We start from the raw sequence: 10972 nt of genomic DNA, 5'->3' as shown, positions 1-10972 counted from the left end.
GGTTCTGCAGCTCTTCACGCCCAAAGAATGCGCAAGCTACTTGGCAAACTCAGGATATGCACGAACCTAACTTCATCACGATCTAGCGTCGGAACATCTTGATCTCCGATACGCTGCCGTCGCGATAGGTCAGCTCCACCGAGACCGACTTGGTCTGCGGCGCAAGCTTCAGATAGGGCTGCGCCTCGTGCGGGATCACGCTGGGGTCGCGCGGATCGCAGGGCGGCATCTTCAGCACCTTGTCCGGCACTGCGCTGTCGATACCGATACGCGCCTCGCGGATCGCGCAGCGGTAGGACATCAGATGGGTGTAATAGACCAGGAGCCCGTTGAACTCGCGGAACGACAGCCAGCTCGTCGCAGTCATGTCGAGGATCTTGCGCTGGTCGCGGATCAATGCCGCTTCGGGGTCGAACCGGATCGGAAATGGCCCTTGCATCTCCCCGGCCGCATCGACATAGCGGACCTGGATGGTGCCGGCCGGCGCATCGGCTGCCAGTTCGATCGACGGATTGGGCATCCGTTTGCGCGTGCGCGGATCAAGCGCGTCGATGAATCCGGTCTCACGGAAATCGCCGCCGTCGCCCATCCGCCAGGAGATTCCGAGCGCAGGGTCCGCGATCGAGAACACCACCGTCCAGCCGCCATTATGGCGGGAGAAACTTGCGATCGGCGCGTTGACGGAATCGTCCTTCGGGACGCGCGGCACCGAGACCGGCGGCAATGCTGCAAGCTTCTGCGGTCCCTCGGCAGCTCCCGCCACATCCTGCGCTTTCGTCATGCCGTTCAGGAACACGTCATCCACCATCTGGTCGAAATAAACAGGGATCTGCTTGTGCCTGATGGTCTCGGCCGCCTCGCTGACCAGGCGCCGTGTCTGCTGGGCGACCTGGACCAGGTTCTTGCCGGGCTGCAGCAACTGCTTGGCGAAGGTACGGGTGAACACCGAATTGGGATTGGTATCGTCGTTCGACAGCCGATCGAGGGCGGTCTGGCGCGGGCCGGCCGAGAACACCGAGAATACGCCCTCCGGCAACTGCGTCATCGGCGCCAGCCCGCCACCGCCGGCGACCGCGCGCGTTCCCGGCCGCTCGAACGGATTGTTGCGGCAAGCATCGAACACCAGGATCGAGGTGCGCGCCTCCTTGTTCTGCAGGCGCTCGACGATGCGGTCGGCGAGAACAGATGCGTCGCGCACCAGTTCTTCCTGGCCCTCGGTCGCCGCCGGCACGTCGGTCGGCAGCAGGAAGTTCTGGCCGGCAATCTCGAAGCCATGGCCGGCGTAAAAGAAGAACGCGGTGTCGCCGGGTTCGATCGACTTGTCGAAGGCGAGCAGCGTCTCGGAGAATTGCTGCCGGTTTTGATTCTCGGCGATCATGACGGAGAAGCCGAGCTGCTTCAGCGTGTCCGCCATGGTGCGGGCGTCATTCACCGCCTTCTGCAACTTGGGGACGTTCTTGTACTCGTTGTTGCCGACGACCAGCGCAACGCGCTTTTCAGCCAGCGCGGGCGCGGCGAGAGTTGCCGATGCCAGGGCAATGCCCGCGACCATCAGAACTCTCGAAAGAAAGCCAGCCATTCTCTGCCCCGTCTCACCAAGCGCCCCGTCACGCGCGACCGTCGATGCCATAGTCGGTACACCGCCCCAGCCGGTTCAGTGTACGAGCTTTCGCGTTCGGCCAGTACCGCCCCGCCATTTGACGGCCAAATGACAGCTCGCCCCTTATTTGTGCGAAAACATTAAGCTTTTTCGAGCATTTGGGCAGTTCCCAGATTGACTTTGGCGATTTCGAACCTATGTTCCGGACAACGCGGCCTTGGATCGAAACGCGATTCCCTGAGTTTGCCGCCTGTCAGCGTCAGTCAGAGCCCCCGAGCTTTTTTGAGAAGCAACGCCGTTTCGGGGCGAAACGCGACCAGCCTTTTTACCCTCGATTCCGAACGGCGGTGTCGACAAGAGGCTCAATGTCTTTTTCCAATCTCGGCCTTTCCGACAAGGTCTTGGCCGCCGTAGCGGCCACCGGATACACCAATCCCACGCCCATCCAGGAACAGGCGATTCCCCACGTTCTCGCCCGCCGCGATGTCCTCGGCATCGCCCAGACCGGCACCGGCAAGACCGCCGCCTTCGTGCTTCCGATGCTCACCATCCTCGAGAAAGGCCGGGCCCGGGCACGAATGCCACGGACCCTGATCCTCGAGCCGACACGCGAACTCGCCGCCCAGGTGAAGGAAAACTTCGACCGCTATGGGGCCGGACAGAAACTCAACGTGGCGCTCCTGATCGGCGGCGTCTCGTTCGGCGACCAGGACAGCAAATTGACCCGTGGCGTCGACGTCCTGATCGCGACCCCCGGCCGGTTGCTCGACCATACCGAGCGCGGCGGACTATTGCTCACCGGCGTCGAGCTGCTCGTGATCGATGAAGCGGACCGCATGCTGGACATGGGCTTCATCCCCGATATCGAGCGCATCTGCAAACTGGTGCCCTTCACCCGTCAGACGCTGTTCTTCACCGCCACCATGCCGCCGGAAATCCGGCGCATCACCGAGGCTTTCCTCCACAACCCCGTGAAGGTCGAAGTCTCCAAGCCCGCCACTACCGCTGTCACCGTCACGCAATCGCAGGTGCCCTCCGGACGCGAGCCGCACCAGAAGCGTGAAATCCTCCGCCGCCTGCTGCGCGGGGCCAAAGATCTCAACAACGCGATTATCTTCTGCAATCGCAAGCGCGAAGTCGCCGTTCTTCACAAGTCGCTGCAGAAGCACGGCTTCAGCGTGGGCGCACTGCACGGCGACATGGACCAGTCCGCCCGTACGGCCGCGCTCGATCAGTTCCGCAAGGGCGAGCTGCCGCTGCTGGTCGCTTCCGACGTCGCGGCGCGTGGCCTCGACATTCCCGCGGTCAGCCACGTCTTCAACTTCGATGTCCCCCATCACCCCGACGATTACGTTCACCGCATCGGCCGCACCGGCCGCGCGGGCCGCACCGGTACCGCAATCTCGATCGTCACGCCGCTCGACACCAAGTCGGTCGCTGCAATCGAGAAGCTGATCGGCCAGCCGATCCCGCGCGCTGAAGGCGACTTCTCGGTTCAATCGGATGAGAACGAGACCGACGAGCAGCCGCGCGAGGCGCGGCGGCGCGACGGGTCGCGCGAGCGCAGCGGCCGCAACTCGCGGCGCGAACGTGAGCCGCGAGTTGGTCACGGCCGCGATAGCCGCAATGCCAATTCGCAGCCGCCGGCCGCCACCAGCCCGCGCGTGCCTTCGATCGGCCGCCCGGAGCCGCGACGCACACAGCGCGACGTCGACTCAGAACCAGCCGATCACTCGCATCTCCCCGCGTTTCTGCTGCGCCCCGTGCGGGCCCGCGTCTAGCGCTTTGCGCAGCGTCGGCCCGGATCAGGCCGACGCCCTAATCTCTTGGCTTGGTTCGTTTTTTTCGTGCCGCCGATTCTTCCATCAGAATCGTCGGCCCACGCGTGCGATTCCCCTATTTACGGGGCGTTCATTATCCTCCATTAGCGTGGCAACGATACTTTTAGTTATTTGCGGCTGAGCGGCGCGGCTCGGCATTGGGGACTTGATCAGTGGTCAAGCTGCTGGACGAACACGAACGCACGATGGCTTTTGCCGAGGTTGCGCTTGGCCAGATCAGGTCGCTCCGTCAGACCGCCGTCCCCCGCAATTACGAAATCTGGTACGTCTATGCGACCGGATACAATGCTCCGCTCAACAAGATCATCAACGAGACTCTGGCGCGCAACGGCAAGCTGAGCGAAGCCGATCTCGAGCAGATCTACGAGACCTATCTCTCTCACATCAAGACATCTGATCGCATCGACAAGGTCGGCGCGCGCGTCATCGGCGAGATCGACGATGTCGTGACGCTGATCTCGGATGCGCTCGGCATGTCCGCGAGCTACGATGCAAGCCTGAGCGGCGCCAGCGAAAGGCTCGCGAGCGTGAAGAATCGCGACCAGCTCAAGCCGATCATCGAGCAGCTTGTGAAGTCGACGCATGAGATGCGCGAAACCAACAAGGCGCTCGAGAATCGCCTGGCGCTGTCAAAGACCGAAATCAGCAATCTCCAGCACAGCCTGGAGGCGATCCGCGCCGAGAGCCTGACCGATCCGCTGACCGGGCTCGGCAACCGCAAATATTTCGACCGCTCGATCGAGATGGCAGTGCAGACCGCGATCGCCAATGACCAGCCGCTGTCGCTCCTGATGTTCGACATCGACCATTTCAAATCGTTCAACGATTCCTACGGCCATCTCACCGGCGACCAGGTGCTGCGGCTGGTCGGCATGTCCTTGAAGCAGACCATCAAGGGCCAGGACATTACCGCGCGCTACGGCGGCGAGGAATTCGCGGTTGTGCTGCCCAACACCAGCCTGCGCCAGGCGCTGACGGTGGCCGACCATATCCGCCGGGCCGTGATGGCGAAGGAACTGAAGAAGAAATCCACCGGCGAGATCCTCGGCCGCGTCACCATCTCGGTCGGCGTCTCCCTGCTGAAGCCGGGCGACGACACGGATGCGCTGATCGAGCGCGCCGATGCCTGCCTCTATGCCGCCAAGCGGGCCGGCCGCAACCGCGTGGTCTGCGAAGTCGACCCCGAATACACGGCCGAAATCCGCAGCCGCGTTGCGTGATGATTTCGTAGGCGAACGTTCTGTCACGCTCTCTCCCCCGTCATTGCGAGCGCAAGCGAAGCAATCCATCTCACCGCTTGTGGAGGCATGGATTGCTTCGTCGCTGCGCTCCTCGCAATGACGGCCTGTAGCCTCGTAGGGTGCGTAAATGCGCACTTGCGCCGTGCCCACCATCGCACGCGCTATCTGGAACGGTGGGCACGCTTCGCTTTGCCCACCCTACGATTTGGCGTCTTCTTGGCTTTCTTCGCCGAGGCCTTCTTCGCCGCCTTCCTTGCTTTCGGCCGCTTGCGCAATGCGGCGCGTTGCGCGGCGGCGAGCGCGGCCCTTGCCCATTGCGCCAGCTCTTCCGAATCGTCGAACAGCCGCGCCGGCAACTGCCAGTAGGAGTTCACCGTGACGGTCCGGGTGCTCGTTTGATATTGGAACGGCTTCGAGCCTTCCGCTTCAAACCGCGGAATGGTCTCTTCGTCGGCGCGGAAATAGAGCCCAGCACGCAGCGATAACGCGAAGTTGGTGCCGTCGGCAGAGATGCCGTAGCCGGAGAACATGCGGCGGATGGTGACCGGGCCGAAATCGGCAAACAGGTCGATCAGGAATTCGCGGTCCATCATGGCCCCAGCCCCGCTCTCACCCCTCATGGTGAGGAGGCGCGCAGCGCCGTCTCGAACCATGAGGCCCGATCTCACCCGCGGCCATCCTTCGAGACGGCCGCTGCGCGGCCTCCTCGGATGAGGTCCCGTGTGCTTGGCGAGCGGTCTACACCTTCGCCGGTGTCAGCTGAACCGACTCGCCGCAGCCGCAGGCGGAAACCTGGTTCGGGTTGTTGAAGATGAACTGCGCCTGCATCTTATCGGCCTTGTAGTCCATCTCGGTGCCGAGCAGGAACAGGACTGCCTTGGGATCGACCAGGATCTTCACGCCCTTGTCCTCGACCACCTCATCGGTCGGCCGGATCTCGTGGGCGTATTCGACCGTATAGGACTGTCCCGCGCAGCCGCCATTCTTGATGCCGACGCGAAGGCCGACGATCTCGGAATCGGCCCGCTTGGTCAGTTCCGTGATCCGCGCTGCCGCGGCGTCCGTCAGCTTCATGACCTGCGGGCGGGGCCGCGGCTTCGGCTTGGCAACTGGTGCGATGGTATCCATTGCAGCGGCTCTCTCTCCCTACGATGCAGAGCGGCAAAGTCTGTCATCTCAAAAATAACAACGAAATTCCGGCTGTGAAGGTCTCATGTTCGCAATTGGCTAGAACTTCTCCGAACGACACACACCTAGTAGATCGCCCATACTCCCGGTGTGACCAGTTCCAGCAAATGATTGTCCGGATCGCGGAAGTAGATGCTCTTGCCGCCGCGCGGCCAATCGGTCCTGCCTTCGATCGCGACATCGTGCTCGCCAAGCCGCTTTTCCCAGGCTGGCAATTCATCTGCGGCGATGGCAAAGGCCGCATGGATCGGGCCGCTGCCGTCGTGCGGCGGAATGGTGCCGCCGGGCAGATGGACCGTCTCAAGCGTAGCCCCGCGACGAAACAGCAGCAGCACATTCCGGCCTCCTATGTCGAAGGCCATAAACCGCGAGTCGCTCGTCAGAGGCTCAAGACCGAGCACATCGGTGTAGAACGCGCGGGCGCGGTCGAGGTCATCGACATAGAGTGCAGTCTCGATGACACCGGATAGCTTCGGCAACGAACCTCACCACATGTTGAGCACGAGGCGGGCCTCGTCGCTCATCCGATCCGGCGTCCACGCCGGCTCCCAGACCAGGTTGACATTGACGACGCCTACGCCGGGAACGCTGGCCAGCGCGTTCTCCACCATGGTGGGCAATTCACCGGCCGCCGGGCAGTTCGGCGTGGTCAGCGTCATCTCGACGTCGACGCTGCGGTCGTCCTTGAGATCGACCTTGTAGATCAATCCGAGCTCATAGATGTCGGCCGGGATTTCCGGGTCGAACACCGTCTTCAACGCCGCCACGATCTCCTGGCTGAGACGTTCGGTCTCTTCCGGCGGCAAGGCGGAGCTTGTCTCCACATGGGCGGTTTTGACGTCGTCGGCAGTCTCGGTCATGCGAACAATTCCCCAGCCTTGATCAAGGCTTGCGCCAGATGGTCGACCTCTTCCCTCGTATTATACATGCCGAACGAGGCCCGGCATGTGGCTGTGACATTGAACCGCTCTAAGAGCGGCATCACGCAATGGGTGCCGGCCCGCACCGCAATCCCCTGGCGGTCGATTACGGTCGCGACATCGTGGGGATGGGCGCCCTTCATCTCGAAAGAGATTACCGGCCCCTTCTCCCGGGCGGTGCCGATCAGCCGCAGCGAATTGATCTCGCGCAGGCGCTCCTGGGCGTAGGTCAGCAGGCTGTGCTCATGGGCGGCGATGCGCTCCTTGCCGATCGAATTGACGTAGTCGATCGCAGCGCCCAGCCCGATCGCCTGGACGATCGGCGGGGTTCCGGCCTCGAATTTGTGCGGCGGGTCGCCATAGGTGACCCAGTCCTTTGCGACCTCGCGGATCATCTCGCCGCCGCCGTTATACGGCCGCATCGCGACCAGGTGCTCATGCTTGGCATAGAGCACGCCAATGCCGGTCGGGCCGTAAACCTTATGGCCGGTGAAGGCGTAGAAATCGCAGTCGAGATCCTGGACGTCGACCGGCAGATGCACGGCGCCCTGCGCGCCGTCGACCAGCACCGGAACGCCGCGATCGTGCGCGATCCTGACGACCTTCTTGACCGGAACCAGCGTGCCGAGCGCATTCGACATCTGCGTGATCGCAACCAGCTTGGTGCGCGGCGAGAGCAGCTTCTCGAACTCCTCGATCAGGAAATTGCCGTCGTCGTCGACCGGCGCCCATTTGATGACGGCGCCATGCCGCTCGCGCAGGAAATGCCAGGGCACGATGTTGGAATGGTGCTCCATGATCGAGAGCACGATCTCATCGCCCTGCCCGATATTGGGCTCGCCCCATGACGAGGCGACCAGGTTGATCGCCTCTGTGACGTTACGGGTGAAGATGATTTCTTCGCTGCGCCGCGCGTTGACGAACTGCGCCACTTTGCTGCGCGCGCCTTCGTAAGCCTCGGTCGCGGCATTGGCGAGGTAATGCAGGCCGCGATGCACATTGGCGTATTCGGTCTTGTAGGCCTCGGCCATGCGGTCGAGCACCGCGTTCGGTTTCTGCGCGGAGGCCGCGTTGTCGAGATAGACCAGCGGCTTCCCGTAGATCTGCAGCGCCAGCGCCGGAAAATCCTCGCGCGCCCGCGCGACATCATAGGCGCCGTTGGCGACCGCCGGATGCGTGCTCATGCGCGTGCCTCCAGCCAGCGCTGTGCCGCCGCGATCACATGCTCTCGCAGCGAGTCGTTCGCGATCGATTCGATGGCCTCGCCGACGAAGGCCTGGATCAGGAGCGCCTGCGCTTCCTTCTCGGGAAGACCGCGCGCACGCAGATAGAACAACAGGCTTTCGTCCAGTGCACCGGTGGTCGCGCCATGGCCGCAGGTGACGTCGTCGGCAAAAATCTCGAGCTCCGGCTTGTTGTCGGCCTCGGCCTCATCGGAGAGCAGGAGCGCCCGCGTCATCATCTTGGCATCGGTCTTCTGCGCGTCCGGACGGACGACGATGCGGCCCTGGAACACCGAATGGGCGCGGTCGTCGATCACGGCGCGGAACACTTCGCGACTGGCGCAGTGCGGCACCGCGTGATCCATGAACAGCGTGGTGTCGGCATGCTGCCGGCCCTTGATCAGGTTGACACCGTTGGTGTCGACCCGCGCGCCCTCGCCTGCAAAGATGATGGTCGGCTGATACCGGCTGACGCTCGCGCCCGACACCATGCCAAAGGTGTTGAGCTGCGCATGTGCGCCGAGCGTCACCGCGGCGGACGCAATGTTGAAGGCTTCCAACCCGTCCTCAACCAGACGGAGATGATCGAGCCGCGCATTGTCGCCGAGCGAAACGATCAGGGAGTCGTAAGTCTGATACGCCTTTGCACCTTCGGTGGCGACAAAGCTTTCCACCAGCGTCGCGCTCGCGTCGCGGCCCAGGCGGAGCAGCGAACGGGTGTACATCGCAGCCGGCGTGCCCGTGCTCGCGACATGGACCACGTGCAGCGGTTGCTCCAGCACGGTGCCGTTGGCAATTTCGATCACGACGCCGTCGGTCGCCATCGCCGTGTTCAGCGCGATCATGGGATTGGAGTTATCGGAGGCCAGCAACTCGCCGTCCCCCGCCTCCAGCACCTCACGCAGCGTGCGGACGGAAAGGCCCTTTTCGCCCTTGCCGAGATCAGAAAGCTTTGCCGCGAATACGCCGTCGACCAGCACCAGCCGCCGCGTGCCTTCGATCGCATGCAGCTTGAGCGCGGCTTCCGCGCGCGACAGCGCCGCCGTATCGGGTGCAGCCGCCAGCGGCAGCACTTCGCGCATCAGGACGCGCAGGTCGGTATATTTCCAGTCCTCAATCCGGCGATGCGGGAGGCCCGCGCGCTCAAAGGCTTCAAAGGCCTGCTGCCTTTGCTCGGCGACCTTGCCCGAGCCAGGCAACCGCTCACGCGCGAGCGCAAAGCTGGTGCTCACTGCGCGCCCGGTATCGGTTTTTGCCAACACGACGTTCATCACGAATTCCGTTCAGGCTTAGGCGTCTTCGAACTGCGCATAGCCGGATTCTTCCAGCTGCAGCGCCAGTTCCTTGCCGCCAGTCTTCACCACCGAGCCCTTGGCCATCACGTGCACATAGTCCGGCACGATGTAGTTGAGCAGCCGCTGGTAGTGGGTGATCACAACCATGGCGCGCTCGGGCGAGCGCAGCGCGTTGACACCGTCGGCCGCGATCCTCAGCGCGTCGATGTCGAGACCCGAGTCCATTTCATCGAGGATGCAGAGGCTCGGCTCGAACAGCGCCATCTGCAGGATCTCGTTGCGCTTCTTTTCGCCGCCGGAAAAGCCGACATTGACGCCGCGCTTGAGCATGTCCTGCGGAATGTTGAGCGACTTGGAGACTTCGCGGACTTTCTTCAGGAAGTCCGGTGTCGAATATTCGCTCTCGCCGCGCGCCTTGCGCTGCGCATTCAGCGCGGTGCGCAGGAAGTTCATGGTGGCGACGCCGGGGATTTCGACCGGGTACTGGAACGCCAGGAACACGCCCTTGGCGGCGCGCTCGTCCGGCGCCATCTCCAAGAGGTCTTCGCCGCGGAACAGGATTTGTCCGCCGGTGACCTCATAGCCGGGCTTGCCGGCGATGACGTGCGAGAGCGTCGATTTGCCAGAGCCGTTCGGCCCCATGATCGCGTGGACCTCGCCGGGATTAACAGTCAGCGACAGCCCGTGGAGGATTTCGCGATCCTCGACACGGACTTGCAGGTCTTTCACTTCGAGTAGTGACATTGTCTTCTGTTCCAAAGTCTAGTGAGCGCTTTTACTGTTTCCGGTAATCGCTCTGTCAATTGCGGCGCTTTGCTCTTTCATCTCGTTGTTGAGCGCATCTCTTGAAAACTCGTCCTTGAACGCGTGATAGAGTGCCCAAACAAACCCAGATACTGAGACCTTTACGATTGCTTCCTTGAAGTACGGATCGCTTGCCAGCTTTGCAGCCTTTTCCGCGTAGTCCTTCGCCAACTGGTTGAGCTCAACACTGATCTTATCGATCCCAGTGTCAGGATAACTCATCCAACCGAACCTTCGAGTGAGATCGAGATCAGCTTCTGCGCCTCGACCGCGAACTCCATCGGGAGCTGTTGCAGCACGTCCTTGACGAAGCCGTTGACGACGAGGCCAACCGCTTCCTCCTGGCTCAGCCCGCGCTGCACGCAATAGAACAGCACGTCCTCGGAGATTTTCGAGGTCGTCGCCTCGTGCTCGAACGTCGCCGACGAGTTCTTCGCCTCGACGTAAGGCACGGTGTGCGCGCCGCATTTGTCGCCGATCAGGAGCGAGTCGCAGGCGGTGTAGTTGCGCGCGCCGATGGCCTTGCGGTGCGCGGTAACGAGACCACGATAGGTGTTCTGCGATTTGCCGGCGGCGATGCCCTTGGAGATGATCCGGCTCGACGTGTTCTTGCCGAGATGGATCATCTTGGTGCCGCTGTCGACCTGCTGGTAGCCGTTCGAGATCGCGATCGAATAGAATTCTCCACGAGAATTGTCGCCGCGCAGGATGCAGCTCGGATATTTCCAGGTGATGGCGGATCCCGTTTCCACCTGGGTCCAGGAGATCTTCGAATGGGCGCCGCGGCAGTCGCCACGCTTGGTGACGAAGTTGTAGATGCCGCCCTTGCCTTCCGAGTTGCCGGGATACCAGTTCTGCAC

General features: G+C 62.6%; 12 protein-coding genes. 2 read left to right on the top strand and 10 right to left on the bottom strand.

Features of this window, described 5'->3' with window-relative positions; translation table 11 throughout:
* Positions 1-82 precede the first annotated feature (82 nt).
* Complete coding sequence (locus tag AC5ZG1_RS42330) at positions 83-1552, bottom strand: caspase family protein (protein WP_496136364.1); 1470 nt, start codon at positions 1550-1552, stop codon at positions 83-85.
* A gap of 413 nt (positions 1553-1965) precedes the next feature.
* On the opposite strand from AC5ZG1_RS42330, the gene AC5ZG1_RS42325 reads away from it, so the two are divergent.
* On the top strand, positions 1966-3381 hold the full coding sequence (locus tag AC5ZG1_RS42325) for a DEAD/DEAH box helicase (protein ID WP_130228024.1): 1416 nt from the start codon (positions 1966-1968) through the stop codon (positions 3379-3381).
* A gap of 212 nt (positions 3382-3593) precedes the next feature.
* Positions 3594-4661, top strand: coding sequence for a GGDEF domain-containing protein (locus tag AC5ZG1_RS42320; RefSeq protein WP_028167830.1), 1068 nt, complete (start codon positions 3594-3596; stop codon positions 4659-4661).
* 182 nt (positions 4662-4843) lie between these two features.
* Here AC5ZG1_RS42320 and AC5ZG1_RS42315 read toward each other — a convergent pair whose 3' ends face one another.
* The 9 genes from AC5ZG1_RS42315 to AC5ZG1_RS42275 all read right to left on the bottom strand — a co-directional run.
* Entirely contained in the window at positions 4844-5272 is a 429-nt protein-coding gene (locus AC5ZG1_RS42315) for a TfoX/Sxy family protein (protein WP_496136365.1), read from the bottom strand.
* A gap of 148 nt (positions 5273-5420) precedes the next feature.
* Entirely contained in the window at positions 5421-5810 is a 390-nt protein-coding gene (locus tag AC5ZG1_RS42310; RefSeq protein ID WP_027584369.1) for a HesB/IscA family protein, read from the bottom strand.
* Between the two features lie 125 nt (positions 5811-5935).
* Positions 5936-6349 carry a VOC family protein gene (locus tag AC5ZG1_RS42305; protein ID WP_463328041.1) on the bottom strand — a complete coding sequence of 138 codons (414 nt, stop codon included), beginning with the start codon at positions 6347-6349 and terminating at the stop codon, positions 5936-5938.
* Between the two features lie 6 nt (positions 6350-6355).
* Positions 6356-6730, bottom strand: a complete 375-nt coding sequence (locus AC5ZG1_RS42300) for an SUF system Fe-S cluster assembly protein (protein ID WP_028169354.1) — start codon at positions 6728-6730, stop codon at positions 6356-6358.
* Positions 6727-7974 (bottom strand): cysteine desulfurase, encoded by a 1248-nt coding sequence (locus AC5ZG1_RS42295; RefSeq protein WP_496136363.1) that lies wholly within the window; start codon positions 7972-7974, stop codon positions 6727-6729. Before AC5ZG1_RS42295 ends, AC5ZG1_RS42300 begins: the two co-directional genes overlap by 4 nt.
* The gene (gene sufD / locus AC5ZG1_RS42290) at positions 7971-9284 is read right to left on the bottom strand and encodes a Fe-S cluster assembly protein SufD (protein ID WP_028169356.1); all 1314 of its coding nucleotides are present in this window, start codon (positions 9282-9284) and stop codon (positions 7971-7973) included. Before sufD ends, AC5ZG1_RS42295 begins: the two co-directional genes overlap by 4 nt.
* A gap of 18 nt (positions 9285-9302) precedes the next feature.
* Positions 9303-10052, bottom strand: coding sequence for a Fe-S cluster assembly ATPase SufC (gene sufC / locus AC5ZG1_RS42285; RefSeq protein ID WP_496136362.1), 750 nt, complete (start codon positions 10050-10052; stop codon positions 9303-9305).
* Positions 10053-10070: 18 nt separating this feature from the next.
* Positions 10071-10334, bottom strand: coding sequence for a hypothetical protein (locus AC5ZG1_RS42280; protein ID WP_496136361.1), 264 nt, complete (start codon positions 10332-10334; stop codon positions 10071-10073).
* Positions 10331-10972 (bottom strand): SufD family Fe-S cluster assembly protein (locus AC5ZG1_RS42275; protein ID WP_496136360.1); only part of this gene is annotated, 642 nt, incomplete at its 5' end. The genes AC5ZG1_RS42280 and AC5ZG1_RS42275, both read right to left, overlap by 4 nt.

It is taken from the genome of Bradyrhizobium sp. Leo78 (assembly GCF_059512425.1).
The sequence above is the reverse complement of the archived record's forward strand: the minus strand, read 5'-3'. Positions and strand labels throughout refer to the sequence as shown.

Bases quoted from the DNA above. Each gene is read 5' to 3' on its own strand.
- AC5ZG1_RS42330 (WP_496136364.1), bottom strand. From the start codon at position 1,552: ATGGTCGCGGGCATTGCCCTGGCATCGGCAACTCTCGCCGCGCCCGCG.
- AC5ZG1_RS42325 (WP_130228024.1), top strand. From the start codon at position 1,966: ATGTCTTTTTCCAATCTCGGCCTTTCCGACAAGGTCTTGGCCGCCGTA.
- AC5ZG1_RS42315 (WP_496136365.1), bottom strand. From the start codon at position 5,272: ATGGACCGCGAATTCCTGATCGACCTGTTTGCCGATTTCGGCCCGGTC.
- AC5ZG1_RS42310 (WP_027584369.1), bottom strand. From the start codon at position 5,810: ATGGATACCATCGCACCAGTTGCCAAGCCGAAGCCGCGGCCCCGCCCG.
- AC5ZG1_RS42300 (WP_028169354.1), bottom strand. From the start codon at position 6,730: ATGACCGAGACTGCCGACGACGTCAAAACCGCCCATGTGGAGACAAGC.
- AC5ZG1_RS42295 (WP_496136363.1), bottom strand. From the start codon at position 7,974: ATGAGCACGCATCCGGCGGTCGCCAACGGCGCCTATGATGTCGCGCGG.
- sufD (WP_028169356.1), bottom strand. From the start codon at position 9,284: ATGAACGTCGTGTTGGCAAAAACCGATACCGGGCGCGCAGTGAGCACC.
- sufC (WP_496136362.1), bottom strand. From the start codon at position 10,052: ATGTCACTACTCGAAGTGAAAGACCTGCAAGTCCGTGTCGAGGATCGC.
- AC5ZG1_RS42280 (WP_496136361.1), bottom strand. From the start codon at position 10,334: ATGAGTTATCCTGACACTGGGATCGATAAGATCAGTGTTGAGCTCAAC.